This is a genomic window from Bartonella sp. LJL80 (genome assembly GCF_054871565.1).
Map to the genome: position 1 here is coordinate 405,472 of NZ_JBTXLM010000002.1, position 19,925 is coordinate 425,396.

The following is a 19,925-nucleotide window of genomic DNA, read 5'->3' on the forward strand; positions in this document are numbered from 1 at the left end:
TTCTATTCAATCTGACCGGCAAGGTCTGGTGTTTGCCACATGAGATGCTGACCACCATCCAATGCGATCATCTGGCCTGTGACCGAAGTCTGTTGCCAAAAATAGCGCACAGTAGCCCCAAACTCTGTCAGTGATGGGCCGTGTTGCAACAAAACTGCTTGTGTCTGATCAAGAAAATCCTGATCGCTTTGTCTCGGGCTCTTCAATGATGGTCCAGGGCCTATAGCATTCACACGAATATGGGGTGCCAATGCTTGCGCAAGTGTTTGCGTCAATGTCCACAATGCAGATTTAGAGAGCGTATAGGATAAAAATTGTGGATTGGGCTTCCAAACTCTCTGGTCAATCATATTCACAATCAAGCCGTTGCCGTCTTTGGGAAGATAATTGTGCATCGCATCGGCAAGGATAGTAGGTGTACGAAGATGAAGTGCAAAATGGTCGTCCCAAACTTTCTCATTTAGAGAACCGATGTGATCATCAATGAACAGCGATGCATTATTGACGAGTAGCTCGACAGGCCCCATCTTTTGGACGACCGCGTCTGTCAGCCCTACGCCTTTCGTTTTTAAAAGATCGGCATGGAAGCAATGCGCTTCAGCCCCCAAACTTCTCAATTCGTCAACAAGTGCGTTGGCTTGATCACGTCCATTCAGGTAGTGGATAGCAAGATTAAAGCCGTTTGCAGCCAGATCTAGCGCGATCGCGGCACCAAGCCTTTTGGAACCTCCGGTAATAAGGGCAACAGGACGTTTTTGCTTCATTATGTTCATCGTATCCCGGGTTTGCTGTCTGACTTCGATTTTACATCCCCGTTAATGTGCTCTCCAGACGCGAAATTATACATTAAAGGTGTGCCCAGAAAATGGCCATCTCCGACGCTTAAATCAAGTGCCTCATATGAAAACAATCTTGCCAATGCCTGCTGTGTCTCTGATTTTTGCAAAGACTATGTCAGTCAAGATGAAACCACGAAAACTTTTTATGGCAATAGCGCCTGCAAATCTGCGTATTTCAGTATGAATAGATCACGCCAGTTTTTAAGCTGCGGGCGTTTTTCGTCCCATAAACCGGCAAATCGGAGCTCAGCGAAATTCAGGACAATAGCAAGTGTCAGATTGCCGGCATCGAGTTTGTCGAGCTGGGGAACATTTTCCTCAAAGTAGTCCAACATCCGCGTCGCTTTTCCCCATTGTTTATCCAACCATGGCTGATGCACCAATGCTTCAGGGCGGTAGCGTCTTTCATAGACATGGGCAACCAATACATCGCATAGACCATCAGCTGCGGCTTCCAGACGCTCCACCTTGATCCGTGCCAGCGGATCTTGCGGAAAAAGCTTGTTTCCGCCTAGATAATCCAGATAGCTCAGAATGACGGGACTATCAAAAAAGACATCTCCATCATCGGTAATAAGCGCCGGTATTTTTCCCAGAGGGTTAAATTTGGTGAGCTCTTCAGGATCGTGAAAGGTATCGACGGCTATTTCTTCAAGGTCAATATTCAGATAATAGGCGGCCAATCGCGCTTTCGCAACGAAAGGCGATGTAGCCGATCCCAAGAGACGCATTAACGAACTGCCCGGCAGTTACCGTCCTGAATGCGCCATTTGTCAAATCCTTCCACACAGAATTCAACATTGAAACCGCCTACACCGGTAAAACCCTGCCCGAATTCGACCATATACCAGACCGGATAGGTGCTGCCATCATTCATGACAGCCGTTGCACTGCAATACTGACGGTCTATATTCAGCTTGGTTGCCGCTGGCTCTTCACGCGTCATCACGATATTGCCCATATCCTTGATGCGGACGAGAGGTAAACCGGGGACATGACGGACTTCGTGATAGAATTTATAGCTCACACTGCTGAGCACGTGCTGGTGTCCGCAGACGCCGGCGCCTGAATAAGTAGGCTCGACGGATGTGACCATATCAGCGGCCTTGGCAATATTGCCCGCGCCTAAAAGACCGCAACAAACGACTGTTGCTGATAAAACGACGCGGAAATTTGCTTTAGAAAACGACGAAAATTGCATATTCATTCTATCCTGTCATTATGTAGCTTCAATGTGTTGCATTGTGTCTGTTCCGTCAAGATCAAACAGCTTCACCACGTACCCATTCCTGAATGAGCTGTGCATGTTTATCTTGCGCCAGCCGCTGGAGCAATAGGGGCTTTAATGCCTCAATCTCCTTTTGCAAAATATAGGGTGGATTAACCACAATCATACCGCTCCCATTGAGTCCCGGTTGGTCTGAAGACCGGCGGATGCGCAGTTCCAGCCTTAGGATCTTTGGGATTTCCGTATCATATAATGCGCTTAGATAATTTTCCAGCTCGGTATAATGTTTTACCGGATACCAAAATGCATAAGTCCCGCCCGGAAAACGCCGATAGGCTTTTATCAGCCCATCGGTCATTTTTTGAAATTCGCCCGCCTCTTCAAACGGGGGATCAATAACTACAAGCCCACGCTTTTCTTTGGGGGGAAGATGGGCGCCCAACGAAAGGTAACCGTTGAGATGTAAGACGCGGGTTTGATAATCACCTGCGAAATTTTTGGCTAATTGCTGATAGTCCTGTTCATGAAGTTCAATTGCGGTCAACCGATCTTGTCGACGCAACAACTGGCGAATAATCATAGGAGAACCGGGATAACGCTTCAGCGGATGACTGCGGGTATTCATTTCGTTGACAATATTCAACCACGGCGCCAGAAGCGGCTGTAAATCTGTCGGCACGGGTGTTTCCAAGAAACGACCTACGCCATCCCTCCATTCCCCGGTTTTCTGGGCTTGTTGAGAAGAAAGATCATAGATACCAATGCCTGCATGCGTATCGACCACACGGAACGCTTGGTCTTTGTGTTTGAGGTATTCAACGATGCGGCTGATGACGATATGCTTGAATACATCGGCAAAATTGCCAGCGTGATAGATATGGCGATAATTCATGAGCGCTGACTTAACATGTCTGGCATGGGTCAGCCAAGGCCCATTTTATGCGGCAGCACCACAGCGCGAGCACCCACAGATACACGGCTATAAAGGTCTATAATATCCTGATTGAGAAAACGGATACAACCCGATGAAACGCGTTTTCCGATTGACCACGGTTCCGTTGTACCATGTAGTCTGAAAAGCGTATCTTGACCGCCACGGTAAAGGTAAAGTGCACGCGCACCCAACGGATTGGTGGGGCCGCCTTTCATACCGCCCGTCAGATGACCGTAGCGCTGTGGTTGTTTCCGGATCATGTTGTCGGTTGGTCGCCAAGACGGCCACACAGCTTTGCGCCCAATGGTTGCTTCGCCCTGAAAATCGGTGGCAGATGTTTTGGCAACACCAACACCGTAACGGACAGCCCGACCTTGCGGCAAGACGAAATAGCAGAAAAAATTATTCGGATCGACAACGATAGTGCCGGGCTTATAAGGCATATTGAAGGCGACTTCCTGCCGCAGATAGTCTGGGTTGAAGCGGCTGATGTCGACAGCTTTTACAGGAACGCCATTGTCGATGCGGGCCGAATAATTTGCAACGGCCTGTGAATCGAGTGAGCGAGCCTGTGGCGACGATGGCGACTTGCGTAGGACAGTTCTTTTCGAAGCTTGTGGTTCAACATAAACGGTGCCGCCGTTGCTTTCCAAAGGTACCATTGATGGCACTGGATGACGAAAAGTACAGCCTGCCAGAAAAGTTGGTGCTGCGATCAAAAATGTTCGTCTGCTTATGGCCAAAATTATCGATTCCCGGCGTTGATCAAATGGTAGGTTTATGGTTTTTATGAATATGCATATAACCTTGCGCGAGGATTGCATCACGCTCTGTTCTAGCAAGATGGAGCACACAGTGCTTGATGCAAGTTTCTACGGATGTCGCTTTTATCACAAAGATGTGCGGTGTTTATACAACTGTTTGTGTCATTCTCTCAAATCAATCAACATAGTTGCGTAAACGCATCGCGCAGTGATCGCTATAAGGCGTAAAACGGGATAGACTTTGATGTCGGGTTTAATGGTCTTGGTGGTTTTGAGCGCCGCATTGATGCATGCAGGCTGGAGCATATTGGTTAAGCTCAATGGCCACGCAACGTTGAACACGACAGCATTCATGGCGGGATCAGCCTTTCTCGCATTGTTGGGATTGCCTTTTGTAGACTTTCCAACAATGGCAAGTATGCCTTTCATGCTTGTTTCGATCGCCATCCAGATCACTTACATGGCACTTGTTGGTATTATTTATCAAAGGGGTGATATCAGCCAGTCTTATCCGATCATGCGGGGTATGCCGCCATTATTCATTGCATTGGTAAGCGGCCCCCTTATTGGTGAAAGCCTAACGTGGCGGGGTTGGATTGGCATTCTACTGATATCGTTCGGCGTATGTGTGTTGGCTCTAGAGGCTTTGCGAAGGGCCGGCAGAATAGATGCGGCTGTTTTGCCTTTAACATTTGTCAATGCAGTCTTGGTGGCTTGTTATACCGTACTGGATGGCATAGGCATTCGAATTTCTGGTTCTCCTTCTGGCTATATATTATGGATATTCTTTCTTATTGGTGCACCGCGCGTGGCCTATGCATTATTGCAGCAAGAACGGCGCACTGTGTTTGTGACCTATATTACCCGATATTGGTGGCTCGGTATTCTAGGCGGCATGCTTTCTCTAGGCGCTTATGGCTTGGCATTATGGGCTATGACGTTTTTGCCTGTTGCCGTTGTAGCGGCATTGCGTGAAACATCCATACTTTTTGCAATTATCCTGTCTTTTGTTGTTCTTCGCGAAAAAATAGGATTGGCGCGTATGATTGCTGCTGTTTTTATCGTTTGCGGTGTAATTGCGGTGCGGCTGGCATGATCGGCCTTACGATGTTAAAAGAGTGTTTATAAGATATTCAGGATGCCATTTGCTGATGAACGATAAAACAATTGGTCATAGTGCATGCCCGCATGATTGCCCCTCAACCTGTGCCCTTGATGTCGAGATTTTGGCGCCCAATCGCATCGGGCGCGTACGCGGCTCGAAGGAAAACAGCTATACAGCTGGCGTTATCTGCGCAAAAGTTGCCCGCTATAGCGAAAGAATTCATCACCCTGAAAGGCTGTTAAGGCCATTGGTTCGTTCAGGGGCGAAAGGCGAGGGGAACTGGAAAGAAGCTTCATGGGATATCGCGCTCGACCTCATAGCTGAACGTTTCCAGAAAGCCGTAGCAAGCTATGGCTCCACAACGGTATGGCCGTATTATTTTGCCGGCACGATGGGGTTGGTACAGCGAGACTCCATCAATCGGCTTCGCCATGCGGGACGTTATTCCCATCAATTTTCCACTTTTTGTACCAATACAGCATTGACGGGTTACTACGCCGGCACAGGACGCATTGCGGGCGTCGATCCACGCGAGATGGCGAAATCCGATTGCATTGTTATATGGGGAACAAATGCGGCGAGCACGCAGGTCAACGTGATGACACATGCCGTCAAAGCGCGAAAGGAACGCGGTGCAAAAATCATAGCTGTCGACATTTATGAAAGTGCGACGGTCAAACAAGCAGATTTGGGATTGGTCTTGAAGCCCGGCACTGACGCAGCCCTTGCATGTGCTTTGATGCATGTATTTTTCCGCGATGGTTTCGCCGATTGGCCTTATTTGGAGCGCTATAGCGACGACCCCAAAGGGTTGCGAGATCATCTGCGTTTTAAAACACCGCAATGGGCTTCGGATATGACCGGTGTCCCGGTTGAAGATATCGAACTATTTGCAAAAATGGTGGGAACGACCAAACGCAGCTTTTTTCGTCTTGGATATGGTTTTACCCGCCAGCGCAACGGTGCCGTAGCTATGCATGCAGCATTGTCAGTGCCGACCGTGCTTGGCGCATGGCAATATGAAGGCGGCGGAGCGTTTTTGTCGAATGCGAGTATTTTCGCATTGAACAAAAACGAAATCGAAGGCCAGTCATTCGCTGATCCAACGATTCGCGCGCTTGACCAGTCGAAAATCGGACGAATTCTCGCACGTGACGAAGTCGAACTCTATGGCGGACCACCAGTAACGGCCTTGTTTATCCAGAATACAAATCCTGCCAATGTCGCGCCCGAACAGCGGCTCGTGCACGAAGGTCTTTCTCGCTTGGATGTGTTTACGGTCGTGCACGAGCAGTTTATGACCGATACCGCCAAACTTGCCGATGTTGTGCTGCCCGCGACAATGTTTCTCGAACATGATGATATCTATAGGGGAGGTGGTCAGCAACATATTCTGCTGGGCCCTAAACTGATCGAGCCTCCAGCCGGGCCGCAACCAAACCTGTATGTGATAAACCAATTGGCGAAACGTTTGGGACTGGATCATCATCCGGGCTTTGATAAGACAGCCATAGAACTGATCGATACAATGTTGCGGCTAAGCAAACGAGGCACATATAATGAATTGCGGGAAAAACGTTGGCTTGACGTACAACCAGACTTTGAGCGGGCGCATTTTATGAAGGGCTTTGCCTGGCCAGACCGAAAATTCCGTTTCAAGCCCCAATGGACAGGCGGCGTTTCACCCGACACCCCGCCAAAAACGATGGGTCATCTGGGGCCGTATCAATCAATGCCTGAATTTCCAGATCAGTGGGACGTTTTGGAAAATGTGGATGCGGAGCATCCTTTCCGGCTTGCAACGTCACCGGCACATAATTTCCTGAATTCTTCATTTTCAGAAACCGAAACGTCGATGCAAAAGGAACGGCGACCAGAACTGATGATGCATCCCGAAGATGCTGCGCAATATGGTGTAGACGATGGTGAGTTGGTGGAAATTGGCAATCAACGCGGAGAAGTTGTGCTTCATGCAAAAATATTTTCTGGCGTGAGGCGGGGCATTGTCATATCTGCCGGACTGTTTCCCAATAGCAGTTTCCTACGAGGCGAGGGCATCAACGTACTGACCGGCGCCGATTCACCGGCTCCAAACGGCGGTTTGGCTGTTCATGACATTAAAGTGTGGGTGAAAAAGCTGGACGTCATCCCTAAAGAAAACGTATTGGCTAATTAACGCTGTTGTTGAAATCGCATAGTGCAAGCAAAGGTAAGCGCAAAATGTCAAATTTGAAAGCCATGATCACCGGTGTGTCCGGACTCGTTTTAAAGCCAGAGGAAGAAGCTTTCATCACCGAGAATCAGCCTTGGGCCTACATATTGTTCGCACGCAATATCGGTACGGCAGAAGAGGTTCGTCATCTGACAGCGTCATTACGTTCTGCAAGCGGGAGGGACGATGTTTTTATTTTCATTGATCAGGAAGGCGGTCGGGTGCAGCGTTTGCGCGCGCCGCTGGCGCCGGACTATCCGCCTGCTGCCACTTTAGGAAACATCTATCATAACGATAAGGAAAAGGGTTTGCGGGCGGCATGGATTATGTCGCGTTTGCATGCGTTTGACCTGCGGCGCTTGGGTATCAACGCCGACTGCCTGCCATTGCTTGATGTACCGGTGGATGGAGCGCACGATGTTATCGGCGCACGCGCTTATGCCCACGATCCAGAAACGGTCAGTGCATTGGGACGGGCAGCTGCAGAAGGATTGCAAGCTGGCGGTGTTTTACCTGTTATGAAGCATATTCCCGGCCATGGGCGGGCGTTTTGTGATACCCATTTGGAGCTTGCCCATGTCGATGCGACGCTTGATACGTTGAAAAAACACGATTTTGTTCCGTTTAAGGCATTGTCGGACCTGCCTGTGGCGATGACAGCGCATGTTGTCTATGAAGCCATCGACAGCCAAAAACCCGCAACACTCTCACAAATCGTGGTCGAGAAGATCATCCGAAATGAAATAGGTTTTGACGGTCTTTTGATGACCGATGACCTTTCGATGAAAGCATTATCGGGCGATTTGGGTGCTTTGACGCAACAATCCTTTATAGCCGGATGTGATCTAGTTCTCCATTGCAATGGCCATATTGACGAAATGCGTGCTATAGCCGCCAAAACACCTGTTTTGAGCGGAAAGGCGTTGCAACGTGCGGACAATGCGTGCCAGACTATGCGCCAGCCTGACGATGCGGATGAAGTAGCATTGCGGGCCGAGTTTGATGCATTATTAGCTGTTGCTTAGTGGGTACTGAAAATTGGCACCGAATGCAAAAAGACAGATCAGTGGCCATGCGCAAAAGGCCATGGACACAATATGGACGCCTACCGATGATCATGGGGTAAGCGAGCCGACACTAGTGATCGACGTTCAAGGGTTTGAAGGTCCGATGGATCTCTTGCTGCATCTGGCGCGCAACCAAAAGGTCGATCTTTCAAGGATATCCATTGTTGCGCTGGTGCAGCAATATCTAGAGTTTGTCGAACAAGCGCGTTTGCTACGGTTGGAATTGGCTGCCGATTATCTGGTGATGGCGGCTTGGCTGGCCTATCTGAAATCTCGTTTGCTGGTGCCCAAGGCAGCCAGCGATGACGGAGAGAGCGGCGAGGAAATGGCCGAGCTCCTGCAGTTTCGATTGCAAAGACTGGAAGCCATGCGTGAAGCCGCAGGGCGTTTAGTCAATCGCAACCGCTTAGGCCGAGACATATTCAAGCGTGCCGACCCGGAAATGGTAATTGTGGAAAAAAAGCATCTTTATGATGCTTCTCTTTACGACTTGCTGACGGCTTATGCCGGATTACGTCAAAGACAGGCGGTAAGTCATGTAGAAGTTGGTAAGCGCACGGTCTGGTCTCTAAAGTCGGCCCGTCAGCTGCTGCATCGTCTTTTGGGGGTTGCTGTTGATTGGAAAGCGCTGGATGAATTCCTGTTTGCTTATATTCCCACCGCTGCCGAACGCCGCACGGCATTAGCAAGTGCGTTTGCCGCCAGCTTGGAAATGGTTAGGGAAGGGCAGATGGAAATCCGTCAACAAGGGGCGTTCTCGCCGATCTATCTACGAGCTCTCCCTTCGACCACGACGGTGCCAGACAATGGTTGAATCCAATAATGGCGAGCTAAATTTCACACCCCAGCTGGTGCGTATGGCTGAGGCCATGGTTTTCGCGTCAAGCCAGCCTGTCACCCGCCGCGCATTGGAAGAACGTCTGCCGGCTGGCAGCAATATTGATGCAATCATGCAAGTTCTGGCCGAAGATTATCAAAATCGCGGTGTTCACCTCGTTAAAGTGGGCGACGCCTATGCGTTTCGCACCGCGCCGGATTTGGCATTCTTATTAAATCGCGAAGAAGAGAGCCCGCGGCGTTTATCGCGTGCGGCTTTGGAGGTTCTGGCGATTGTCGCCTATCATCAGCCTGTCACGCGTGCGGAACTTGAAGATATAAGAGGCGTTGAAACATCAAAAGGTACGCTGGATGTTTTAATGGAAGCAGGATGGGTAAAAATTCGCGGACGTCGTCGTACACCGGGTAGACCGGTGACTTACGGAACGACGAATGATTTTCTTGATCACTTCAGTCTTCCCGACATCAGTGACCTTCCCGGTATGGAAGAATTAAAAGGCGCTGGCCTTCTATCGTCAAGACTTCCGGTTAATTTCAGAATGCCAGCACCTTCGGCCGATCCTGATGCGCTTACCGATGATGAGGAGCCGCTTGAGGATATCGATTTGGAACAACTGGGGCTTCTTACCCCGCTTGATGCCGAAGAAAATACGTAATTACACATGGTTGTGTTTGAAAGACTTGTAAAAAGTGACTATGAATAGAACCAGACGACAGTTCTAGATTTTAAGAGAGTTTATAATGGGAAATATTTTTTCACCAACACATCTCATCGTTATTCTGCTGATCATCCTTGTGCTTTTCGGACGTGGCAAGATATCTGAATTCATGGGCGACTTTGCCAAAGGTATCAAAAGCTTTAAAAAGGGAATGAAAGATGAAGACGAGACGGAAGAAGAAACCGTCGAAACACCGCCTGCGATGAAGACGATTGATGTGCAGCCTGAACCTGCGCCCGCACCCGTTAAGCGTAGAGCAGCGCCGCAAAAAACCGCATCGGCGAAGACATCAACCTCTGCCCGTACAACGAAAGCAAAAACAACAAAAACGCCAGCACGTAAAACGACAAAGTCCAAGTCGTGAAATGTAGTTTGATGGTAATGAAACAAAGCCGGGTTTGAATGAATGTTCGGAATTGACGGACCTGAATTCGTAGTCATTCTGATTGTGCTGATTGTGGTGGTCGGCCCGAAGGATCTGCCTAAAATGTTGAAGGCATTTGGGAAGGCAACCTCGCGTATGCGTGCAACTGCAAACGAATTCCGTCGGCAGTTTGATGATGCGATGCGCGAAGCCGAGCTTGATGATCTTCAAAAGACGATCTCTGATGTAACCGATCTCGATCCGCGCAATAAATTGACAAAAATGTTCGATCCTATCCGTGATGTTGCGAAGGATGTTAAAGCAAGTATCGATGTTAGCAATACATTGAAACAAAAGGACGACACAGAGCGAAACGCATCAGAAGACAGCGGCTTGGATCATGGCGTTGAGCGACGAGTGGAGGCTATGGAAGCCGAAACCGCGCAACCGTTGGAAAAGCCCGACGATAAAAAGAAAAAGCTTCCGGCGCCGCGGAAGCGAACCGCGCGGATCAATGAGGCGGACTCGGCATTGCCTGCTGAAACCGGTGTCTCTTCGAAATCCAAGTCACAAACCAAAGCTGTATCAGCATCGAATGGCAAGACCGGTAAAACTGCGACAAAAGCAACGCCCCGCGTTGCTCAGCAAGCTACGCCCAAAAAAAATAGGAAAATACAGTCGTGAGTGTGGAAGAAGACGAAGTTGAAGCCAGTGCCGCGCCCCTTCTGGACCATCTGATTGAGCTGCGTCAGCGTATTATTGCTGGCCTCGTGGCTTTTTTTATTGCTTTCATTATTTGTTTTCTGGTCAAAGACTACATCCTCAATATGCTGCTTTGGCCTTATCAGTGGGCGATGAAAATATCTGGTGGTGATCCTGAAAATATTCGATTGCAGTCAACGCAGGTTTGGGAAACCTTCCTCACCAAGATGAAGCTTGCAGCTTTCGGTGCTGTCATTCTATCATTTCCTTATTTGGCATTTCAGCTCTACAGCTTTATAGCGCCCGGCCTTTATAAGAATGAGCGCATGGCGTTTCTGCCGTTCTTGGTAGGTGCACCAATCCTGTTTTTGTTGGGCGGCGCTTTCGTTTACGGTGTTATGGCGCCCATGATGCTATGGTTCAGCCTTTCACAGCAACTGTTGCCGGATTCACATCTCAAGGTTGAATTTATAGCGCGTATTTCTGATTATCTGAGTTTTATGACGTCTTTTATCCTGATTTTTGGATTGATCTTCCAGTTGCCACTTGTCACAAGTTTGCTGACAAAAGTTGGTTTGCTGACATCGGATATGTTGGTGTCGAAACGCAAATGGGCGATTTTGATCGCGATTATTATTGCAGCAATGGTCACGCCATCCGATTTTTTCACAATGTTCGGTGTCGCATTGCCTACAATCCTTCTCTATGAAGTATCAATTCTCGTCTCGCGCTGGATAGAAAAGAAACAGGCCAAAGAACGTGATAAGGCTTCCTGATGAAGGTTTTGTCAGCTAAGAACAATCAGAATTGATAATGAAGTTTCAAACAGGAATATCCTATGCTTGATATCAAATGGATACGTGAAAATCCGCAATTGCTTGATGAGGCCTTGGCAAAAAGAAGTGCCGAACCGCAGGCTGATAAGTTGCTTGCGCTCGACTTGGAGCGTCGCAATCATGTGTCCAAGGTGCAGGATGCGCAGGAAAGACGCAATGCCGCATCCAAGGAGATCGGTCAGGCGATGGCGTCTGGCAATCAGGAACGTGCAGAAGCGTTAAAAGGCGAGGTTGCAGACCTTAAGACTTTTCTTCTTTCCGCAGAAGCTGAGGAAAAGAGCCTGACACTTGCCTTGGAAGACGCCTTGTCACGTATACCCAATATACCCTTGGATGATGTCCCTATTGGCAAAGACGAAAATGATAATATCGAAATACGCAAGTTCAGCGAGCCGCGTGTTTTCGACTTTGTTCCAAAAGAGCATTTCGATATTGGTGAGGGGCTGGGCCAGATGGACTTCGAACGGGCAAGCCGCCTGTCGGGGGCAAGGTTTACCGTTCTTTCAGGAGGTCTCGCCCGACTTGAACGTGCACTTGGTCAATTCATGCTGGATCTGCACATTGGCGAACATGGTTATCGCGAAGTTTCTGTGCCCATCCTCGTGCGCGATAATGCCGTTTATGGTACGGCACAATTGCCCAAGTTCGCTGAAGATCTTTTCCAAACAACAGACGGACGCTGGCTAATCCCCACGGCAGAAGTACCTTTGACAAATTTGGTCAGTGGCGAGATTTTGGATATTGCGGAGTTACCTTTACGTTTCGCGTCTCTTACCCCATGCTTCCGTTCTGAAGCGGGCTCAGCAGGGCGCGACACCCGCGGTATGCTTCGCCAGCACCAGTTCTGGAAAGTTGAAATGGTGTCGATAACGGATGCGGATAGTTCCCTTCAAGAACTTGAACGGATGACTGATTGCGCCGAGGATGTGTTAAAGCGGTTGGAACTGCCCTTTAGGACTATCGTGCTATGTACGGGGGACATGGGTTTCGGTTCGCGCAAAACCTACGATATAGAAGTATGGCTACCTGGTCAGGATACCTATCGGGAGATTTCGAGCTGTTCTGTCTGTGGCGATTTCCAAGGGCGGCGTATGAATGCACGCTATCGCAAGGATGGCGAAAAAACACCGCGCTTTGTGCACACATTGAATGGTTCGGGAACTGCCGTCGGTCGTTGTCTGATAGCTGTTCTGGAAAACTACCAGCAAGCAGATGGCTCGGTCGTCATACCGGATGTTCTGCGTCCTTATATGGGTGGTTTGGAACGTATAGAGGCTTGAAATCACAATAAGGAGCAACCGATGCGTATATTGTTGACGAATGATGACGGGACACATGCAGAGGGTTTGGCTGTTCTTGAGCGTATCGCACGCCAGCTTTCCGATGATGTTTGGGTTGTTGCACCGGAAACCGATCAAAGTGGTCTGGCGCATTCTTTAACCCTATCCGATCCATTGCGCTTACGTTCTATTGATGAGCGGCATTTTGCATTGCGTGGCACTCCTACGGACTGCATTATTATGGGGGTACGGCATATTTTGCCTGAACCACCGGACCTGATTTTGTCCGGCGTCAATGCCGGGGGCAATCTTGCCGATGACGTAACCTATTCAGGTACGGTGGCCGGTGCGATGGAAGGAACCTTGTTGGGCATCCGATCCATTGCTTTGTCACAGGAGTATAAAACGCTTAATGGTCGCCGCGATATTCCGTGGGGCACAGCTGAAATGTGCGCACCGGCAATCTTGCGTAAGCTTATCAAAGCCCCGGTGCCTGAAGGTGTGTTGTTGAACTTGAACTTTCCAGCCTGCGCGCCAACGGAAGTGTCGGATGTGCGTGTAACGGTGCAAGGTAAGCTTGCGCACGATATCCGTATTGACGAGCGCTCAGATGGACGCGGCTTTCCGTATTATTGGATGCATTTTGGCCGCGGTTCGGCCGATGCCGCTGAAGATACGGATTTGCGTGCAGTCCGCGATAATGCGATCTCTATAACGCCATTGCAACTCGATCTGACCGCTTATCGGTCACGCGATATGCTGGTAAAAGCTTTGGCTGAAGAGTAAAAATGACGCAAGCTGTACCATTGTCAGAACGAGAGGAACTTGCAAGTCTCGTCCTTAGAATGCGGGGAAGGGGACTGGATAATGTGCGGCTTTTTTCAGCGCTTGAACGCACATCACGTCGGCAATTTCTCTCGGCGCCCTATATAGAAACCGCATATGACAATGCAGTCGTTCCGATTGAATGCGGCGAGTATATTGAAAGGCTGGAAGAACAGCTTTTTATTATGTCAGCCCTTTCATTGGAAAAGAAGCATCGTTTGTTGGAAATTGGCACAGGCTCAGGCTTTACCGCAGCCGTTATGTCACGGCTCGCCGGTCGGGTGACAACGGTTGAACGCTATAAGACCTTGTGTGATCTTGCCCGTCAAAGATTTCATGCCTTGGAGATCGACAACATCGTTCTAAGGCAAATGGACGGCAGTCGGGTGATTTCCGGGGCAGGGCCATTTGATCGGATTGTGATATGGCCATCGACAGACCAGGAGCCGCAGGCATTCCTGGATCTATTGGCTGGTAACGGTATTCTCATTCAGGCGATTGGCCCGGCAGATGATGTTCAAATGGTCGTTCGCTATACAAAAACCGGAAGCCGTTTCGAGCGCGCTGATATGTTCAAAGTGCGTTATCAACCTTTCATTGAAGGTGTGGCTGCTGCGCTTTAACGCCCCCGCTTCCGTTGCCATCCATCTTTCTCACGTCATCTTCGGAAGCCAATAAAGCGTGTAGCGAAAAGTGCGTATCGGTTTTCGCGCTTTAATACGCGATAATATGGATAGTTAATGTATGTCGTGTAAATGCAATAAACCGATACATGCAATAGGTCTCGCTGTGTTAAAAAACGCATCGCTCGAGCTTTTCTGCCGATGTCGGCACCTGCTGTTTTCCGGCTGAGATACAGCATTCTCGTTTTTTTTAAATGATGGTTAAAAAAAATAACATAAAAAAAACGGATTTTAACTGTCGGGTAACATTAACGCTATTTAATGGCCGCAGTTGAGTATCGGGTAAATGGGCAGAAACCATGTGTTTGAAAGTAATGAGTAAAGCTTCTCGCCGCTATCTACAGGGTGCGGCAGTTTTGGTTGTAGCGGGATTGGTGACGGGATGTAGTTCCGGTACCCAGCGCTTTACCGACAGTTTCTATACGGGTGCAACGCCAAACCAGCAGCAAGCCATCAATAAGCAGCCTGTTTATCAGCAGATGCCGCAGACAACTGGTTCGATCCAGAGTAGCGAGCTGCCGCCGGCCGCGTCGCAGCCCACCTATGGCGCTGCATCGCAACAGTCAACGCAGGTTGCTTCTGCCGGTCAAACTATGGGAACGCCACCGCAAAATCTCGGGACGATGCCAGCCAATTCTGCCACATCGACTGCAAAAAGCGGCTCCTACATTGTTCAAAGCGGTGATACGCTTTTCAGCGTATCGCGTAAAACCGGTGCCAGTGTTGATTCGCTAAAATCTGCAAACGGTTTGAGTAATGGTGCAATCCGCGTGGGGCAGTCACTTATTGTTCCAGGTGGGCATGGCAATGCCTCGCCAGCCTCGCAGAACTCAACGGTTGTAGCATCTGCTGCGACATCAAGCAGCCAGACATTGAATGCGCCGAAAACAACGACATCTGTTCAACCGGCAGCGCAAAATGTAGCTCCTGCCAAGACCGTAGAAGCTGAACCTGCGAAAACAGTGGCCGAACCTGCCGTTGCCAAGGGCGGCGATACAACAATCCAGCAGGCCGAGCAGGTTGCCGTTGTTGCCCCTCAGGCTACCGGTATTTCCAAAATGCGCTGGCCTGCTCAAGGACGCATTCTTTCAAGCTACGGCCAGAAGGAAGGAACAAGTACCAATGACGGTATCGACATTATGGTTCCGGAAGGCTCATCGGTAAAAGCTGCAGAAAATGGCGTCGTTATTTATGCGGGTGATGGGTTGAAAGAGTTCGGCAACACGGTACTCATTCGTCATGAAGACAATATCGTAACGGTCTACGGGCATAACAGCAAAATTCTGGTCCAACGTGGTCAGAAAGTTCGCCGTGGCGATGAAATCGCGAAATCCGGTATGTCTGGAAATGCATCAACACCGCGTGTACACTTTGAAGTTCGTAAGAATTCATCACCCGTCAATCCGGTGAAGTATCTCGAGAACTAAACGTTTAAAGCGGCTGAAAGGCTGCTACAGCCGAGCCACGATGATCTGATAACGATAGAAAAAGCCCGAACTTTTCGTTCGGGCTTTTTGCCGTTAGGTGAGTGGCTTCCCAAGTCGCCCCGCCAACTCTTGAATAAATTGCCAGGCGACGCGGCCTGATCGATTGCCGCGTGTTGTAGCCCATTCCAAAGCATCGCGGCGGATTGTTTCAGGCGAATCTACCAAACCGTAATGACGAACATAGCCATTGATCATTTCGAGATATTCATCTTGGCTGCATTTATGAAAGCCCAACCAAAGTCCGAACCGATCTGAAAGAGAAACTTTTTCTTCAATGGCTTCCGACGGATTAACCGCCGTAGAACGTTCATTGTCGATCATGTCGCGCGGCATTAAGTGACGGCGGTTTGACGTGGCGTAGAAAAGCACATTATCGGGACGTCCTTCAACACCACCGTCAAGTGCAGCTTTGAGCGATTTATATGATGTATCATCATGATCAAACGAAAGATCATCACAAAAAAGGATGAATCGATAGTCCGTTTTCTTTAATTCACCCATCAGGATTGGGAGGGAATCGATGTCCTCACGATGGATTTCAATGAGTTTAAGGGGAAAACCTTCACGACTCTCGGCGTTAACCGCGGCTTGAGCGGACTTGACCAAGGATGATTTGCCCATCCCGCGCGCGCCCCAAAGGAGAACATTATTTGCCGGAAGACCATTTGCAAAGCGCCGTGTATTGTCGAGAAGCGTGTCGCGAACGGTTTCGACGCCTTTGATCAGTTCTATATCAATACGATTTACCTTGGTGACCGGTTGAAGGAACAGTTTGTCTGGGTCCCATACAAAACAGTCGGCGCGGTCCAAGTCCAAAGGTGCCGGCTCAGGTGGAGCCATACGACTTAAAACGGCTATAAGTTGATCCATTTTCTGGATGAGAATTTCATTTTCGCTCATTTTAATTTTCCGACAGATGAAAAAGGTTCTGGTTAACATATATACTGAACAGACAAAATCTCTCGCAAGCGAAGTTTTGCCGGTTGCGTTCCGGCTGGCAAGGCTTTAATGCCAATATAGAAATCACGACCGCGTGATGCGGTTACCCGAATGTCTTGCAAAAGTTATGCCGGCCGGCAACCTTTTGCTCGACAATATAATCTGAACGGGCGTTGTAAGCCCGTGTCCTTACCGACGAGGAGACATCAATGTTTATTACCAACGCTTACGCACAGGCAGCAGGCGCTTCGGGTGAAATGTCGTCACTGATGACATTTGCGCCTTTCGTTTTAATTTTCGTTATTATGTATTTCTTGATTATCCGCCCACAGCGCGGCCAAATGAAGAAGCGGCAGGAAATGCTAAATGCTGTTCGTCGTGGGGATACTGTTGTCACAGGCGGCGGTATTGTTGGTAAAGTCACCAAGGTCAATGACGAAAACGGTGAAGTTGAAGTCGAAATTGCCGAAAATACACGTATACGCGTTCTGCGTTCGACCTTGGCCGACGTCCGTGTAAAGGGCGAGCCTGTTGCAGAAACAAAGCCAAAAGCTGTTGCCAAAAGCAAGCCGGCTAAAAAAGCAGCTCCGAAGGCCGACAACAAGGACGAAACACCTGAAGCATAATCATGCCTTCAACAGGTACTTTGAAGTCTGTTAGACTTTTGCTAGAAAAGGTTCCCGCTATGCGGGAACCTTTGATTCTTTAATCAGGTCCGCATGATGTGATAAAGCGGACGTGAAATGCAGAGTTTTGCTATTTTGCGCAGCAATTTCTATGCTAAAAGATTAGGGTTATTTGCAACCATGATGACTTTGTTCGGCAGAAACAAGGTTTGACGCGTTTTAGGAGCCTGTCATGCTCTATTTTCCCCGCTGGAAACGGCTCCTGATCTGGCTTGTAATATTGCTGGGATTTGTTGTGGCATTGCCCAACATGCTGCCCCAAACAGTCTTATCAAAGCTTCCACAATGGTATGCAACGCTCCATCTGCCTATGGGGATCGATTTACAGGGCGGCTCTCGCCTCGTTGTGCAATTGCCCAGTGATGCTATCGATAAGCGCGAGGAAACCATAAATGTCATGCAGCGCAGGCTCGATGTTGGCGCGGCTGATTTCGCCGACTACACTATCAGCAAGCAGGGACATGACAAGATACGGATTGAAGTTCCCGGATTATTCGATGTTCAATTGCTCAAAGACATTGTTAGTGTCACTGCGCGTCTTTCGCTTTATGAGGAAGATAGTTCGGTATCAGCCAACGATGTGATAACGGGCAAGGTTGCCTTACCAGCGGGATCGATTATTGGCTATTCCATGGATGACCCGCCGACCGGCTATCTTATGAAGCAAACACCATTTTTGACCAATGCCGAGGTTGCCGGTGCATATGCTGAAAAGCAGGCAAATAATCGCTCTATGCTCACGGTGGCATTGGATAGTGACGGCCAAAAGAAACTGTCGGATTTCACCCATAATAGCCCGCAAAAACGTTTGATTATCGTGTTTGATAACGAAGTTCTGGCTGCTTTGCGGTTTCCTGTTCCGATCAATGACGGCTATATCCGCGTCGGCCCGTTGCCGGACGATGTCGCACAAAACCTGCAAACCGTGCTGGCAACCGGCCCCTTGCCAGCGGATCTGACCTTCATTGAAGAGCGTACGATCGGCGGAGACCTTGGCACGGATTATGCCAAAGCCGGTATTTACGCGGCCTTTGGCGCGTTAATCGTGGTCGCGTTGTTTATGATCCTGTCATACGGTCTTTTGGGACTTGCAGCCGATATTGCCCTTGCGGGAAATCTCTGCATTCTGGTTGCCGTACTCAGTCTTATCGGAACACCTTTGACGCTTGCCGGGTTTGCGGGACTGGTGCTTATAATTGGCGTGTCCGTTGATGCCAACATTCTCATCTATGAGCGCATACGCGAGGCAAGACGGCAAAACTATTCAGTAACGCAAGCAATTGAAGCGGGGTTCTCCGGTGCTCTCAGCACCATTTTGGATGCGAATGTTACAACCCTGATTGCAGCCGTTGTTCTGTTTATGCTCGGTGTTGGCCCGATACATGGTTTCGCGTTAACTGTCACGATCGGCATTTTGACGTCATTGTTCACGACATTCACCTTTACACGCATGATGATCAGTTGGTGGATTAGAACGTTCCGACCGCGTGAAATACCGCAACGCATCATCCGGCTTATCCCCCAAAATACCAGTATCCAATTCATGAAACTGGGAAAAGTGACTTTAGGTTTTTCACTCGTTCTCATCTTGGCGACGGCTGGATTATTCTGGACGGCTGGCATCAATTACGGCATCGATTTTACCGGTGGTTCACTAGCGGTTCTCGAAGCGAAAAAAGGTCAGGCAGATCTCTATGATGTTGCCGATCGGGTCATGGACCTGAATATTGGCGGAGTGGTCGTATCACCCTCGAAAAAGCCTTCTGAAGCGCTTTTGACGATAGCGAGCCAGGGAAATGGCGAAGATGCCGAACAAACAGTTGCGGTAAAGCTTCGCGGGGAGTTCGACCATGATTATACGTTGCAGCGTATGGATGTCGTTGGCCCTACGGTGTCAAACGAGCTTAGCCGTGCAAGCGCATTGGCAATTATAGTATCACTGCTGGCAATCTTCGGTTATGTCTGGCTGCGGTTCCGGTGGCAGTTTGCCCTTGGTGCTGTGTTGACAACTGTCCACGATATTATCATTCTTGTCGGGGTATTCTTGCTGTTCCAATGGCAGTTCAACCTTTGGAGTATCGCAGCATTACTGGCAATTATCGGCTATTCATTGAATGATACGATCGTCGTTTATGACCGCATCCGTTTTCTTCTGAAACGCAAGGGCGGCATTGCCATGACTTCAATGGTGGATATTGCGATAAACCGTACCCTTTCACGGACAATTTTGACATCGCTTGCAACTTTGGTCGCTCATATACCATTATATTATTTTGGCGGTGCAGACATGAAGGATTTCGCTTCCGTTCTGCTGTTAGGTATCGTGATTGGAACCTATTCCTCGATATTTATAGCCGGCCCGCTATTGGTCCTATTGGGTGTGAAGCCGTCAACCAATATTGGACAGGAATAAAGGTG

General features: G+C 49.1%; 21 protein-coding genes. 15 read left to right on the plus strand and 6 right to left on the minus strand.

Annotated elements, in window-relative coordinates:
- Window positions 1–2 precede the first annotated feature (2 nt).
- The 5 genes from ACYSNS_RS06150 to ACYSNS_RS06170 form a co-directional block, all read right to left on the minus strand.
- Entirely contained in the window at window positions 3–764 is a 762-nt protein-coding gene (locus ACYSNS_RS06150; protein ID WP_461722256.1) for an SDR family oxidoreductase, read from the minus strand.
- A gap of 218 nt (window positions 765–982) precedes the next feature.
- A complete protein-coding gene (locus tag ACYSNS_RS06155) occupies window positions 983–1,570 on the minus strand; it encodes a glutathione S-transferase N-terminal domain-containing protein (protein ID WP_461722257.1) in 588 nt (195 codons plus the stop codon).
- Window positions 1,570–2,046 (minus strand): hypothetical protein, encoded by a 477-nt coding sequence (locus tag ACYSNS_RS06160; RefSeq protein WP_461722258.1) that lies wholly within the window; start codon window positions 2,044–2,046, stop codon window positions 1,570–1,572. Before ACYSNS_RS06160 ends, ACYSNS_RS06155 begins: the two co-directional genes overlap by 1 nt.
- Before the next feature lie 55 nt (window positions 2,047–2,101).
- Window positions 2,102–2,959, minus strand: a complete 858-nt coding sequence (locus tag ACYSNS_RS06165; protein WP_461722259.1) for a 23S rRNA (adenine(2030)-N(6))-methyltransferase RlmJ — start codon at window positions 2,957–2,959, stop codon at window positions 2,102–2,104.
- Window positions 2,960–2,988: 29 nt separating this feature from the next.
- A complete protein-coding gene (locus ACYSNS_RS06170) occupies window positions 2,989–3,663 on the minus strand; it encodes a L,D-transpeptidase (protein ID WP_461722260.1) in 675 nt (224 codons plus the stop codon).
- Between the two features lie 2 nt (window positions 3,664–3,665).
- Between ACYSNS_RS06170 and ACYSNS_RS06175 the strand changes: the two genes are divergently transcribed.
- From ACYSNS_RS06175 to ACYSNS_RS06235, 13 genes are all read left to right on the plus strand, one after another.
- The gene (locus tag ACYSNS_RS06175; protein ID WP_461722261.1) at window positions 3,666–3,794 is read left to right on the plus strand and encodes a hypothetical protein; all 129 of its coding nucleotides are present in this window, start codon (window positions 3,666–3,668) and stop codon (window positions 3,792–3,794) included.
- Window positions 3,795–4,009: 215 nt separating this feature from the next.
- Entirely contained in the window at window positions 4,010–4,861 is an 852-nt protein-coding gene (locus ACYSNS_RS06180) for an EamA family transporter (RefSeq protein ID WP_461722262.1), read from the plus strand.
- Window positions 4,862–4,916: 55 nt separating this feature from the next.
- A complete protein-coding gene (locus ACYSNS_RS06185; RefSeq protein ID WP_461722263.1) occupies window positions 4,917–7,046 on the plus strand; it encodes a molybdopterin oxidoreductase family protein in 2,130 nt (709 codons plus the stop codon).
- Window positions 7,047–7,090: 44 nt separating this feature from the next.
- Window positions 7,091–8,107: a beta-N-acetylhexosaminidase gene (nagZ, locus tag ACYSNS_RS06190; protein ID WP_461722264.1), complete on the plus strand. Its 1,017-nt coding sequence runs from the start codon at window positions 7,091–7,093 to the stop codon at window positions 8,105–8,107.
- A gap of 61 nt (window positions 8,108–8,168) precedes the next feature.
- Complete coding sequence (locus ACYSNS_RS06195; RefSeq protein WP_461722265.1) at window positions 8,169–8,963, plus strand: segregation and condensation protein A; 795 nt, start codon at window positions 8,169–8,171, stop codon at window positions 8,961–8,963.
- Window positions 8,956–9,642, plus strand: a complete 687-nt coding sequence (scpB, locus tag ACYSNS_RS06200) for an SMC-Scp complex subunit ScpB (RefSeq protein ID WP_461722266.1) — start codon at window positions 8,956–8,958, stop codon at window positions 9,640–9,642. The genes ACYSNS_RS06195 and scpB overlap by 8 nt, the downstream gene beginning before the upstream one ends.
- A gap of 85 nt (window positions 9,643–9,727) precedes the next feature.
- Entirely contained in the window at window positions 9,728–10,069 is a 342-nt protein-coding gene (locus tag ACYSNS_RS06205) for a twin-arginine translocase TatA/TatE family subunit (RefSeq protein WP_461722267.1), read from the plus strand.
- A gap of 42 nt (window positions 10,070–10,111) precedes the next feature.
- On the plus strand, window positions 10,112–10,753 hold the full coding sequence (gene tatB / locus ACYSNS_RS06210) for a Sec-independent protein translocase protein TatB (protein ID WP_461722268.1): 642 nt from the start codon (window positions 10,112–10,114) through the stop codon (window positions 10,751–10,753).
- Window positions 10,750–11,547 (plus strand): twin-arginine translocase subunit TatC, encoded by a 798-nt coding sequence (tatC, locus tag ACYSNS_RS06215; protein WP_461722269.1) that lies wholly within the window; start codon window positions 10,750–10,752, stop codon window positions 11,545–11,547. Before tatB ends, tatC begins: the two co-directional genes overlap by 4 nt.
- A gap of 62 nt (window positions 11,548–11,609) precedes the next feature.
- Entirely contained in the window at window positions 11,610–12,887 is a 1,278-nt protein-coding gene (serS, locus tag ACYSNS_RS06220) for a serine--tRNA ligase (protein ID WP_461722270.1), read from the plus strand.
- 21 nt (window positions 12,888–12,908) lie between these two features.
- Window positions 12,909–13,673, plus strand: coding sequence for a 5'/3'-nucleotidase SurE (surE, locus tag ACYSNS_RS06225; protein ID WP_461722271.1), 765 nt, complete (start codon window positions 12,909–12,911; stop codon window positions 13,671–13,673).
- A 2-nt stretch (window positions 13,674–13,675) separates the two neighbouring features.
- Window positions 13,676–14,335, plus strand: a complete 660-nt coding sequence (locus ACYSNS_RS06230; RefSeq protein ID WP_461722272.1) for a protein-L-isoaspartate(D-aspartate) O-methyltransferase — start codon at window positions 13,676–13,678, stop codon at window positions 14,333–14,335.
- A gap of 374 nt (window positions 14,336–14,709) precedes the next feature.
- Window positions 14,710–15,822: a peptidoglycan DD-metalloendopeptidase family protein gene (locus ACYSNS_RS06235; protein ID WP_461722273.1), complete on the plus strand. Its 1,113-nt coding sequence runs from the start codon at window positions 14,710–14,712 to the stop codon at window positions 15,820–15,822.
- Window positions 15,823–15,915: 93 nt separating this feature from the next.
- Here ACYSNS_RS06235 and ACYSNS_RS06240 read toward each other — a convergent pair whose 3' ends face one another.
- A complete protein-coding gene (locus ACYSNS_RS06240; protein ID WP_461722274.1) occupies window positions 15,916–16,782 on the minus strand; it encodes an ATP-binding protein in 867 nt (288 codons plus the stop codon).
- Window positions 16,783–17,030: 248 nt separating this feature from the next.
- Here ACYSNS_RS06240 and yajC point away from each other — a divergent pair, with 248 nt between their 5' ends.
- Complete coding sequence (gene yajC, locus ACYSNS_RS06245; RefSeq protein WP_461722275.1) at window positions 17,031–17,447, plus strand: preprotein translocase subunit YajC; 417 nt, start codon at window positions 17,031–17,033, stop codon at window positions 17,445–17,447.
- Window positions 17,448–17,679: 232 nt separating this feature from the next.
- Window positions 17,680–19,920, plus strand: a complete 2,241-nt coding sequence (gene secD, locus ACYSNS_RS06250) for a protein translocase subunit SecD (RefSeq protein ID WP_461722276.1) — start codon at window positions 17,680–17,682, stop codon at window positions 19,918–19,920.
- The last annotated feature ends 5 nt before the right edge of the window (window positions 19,921–19,925 follow it).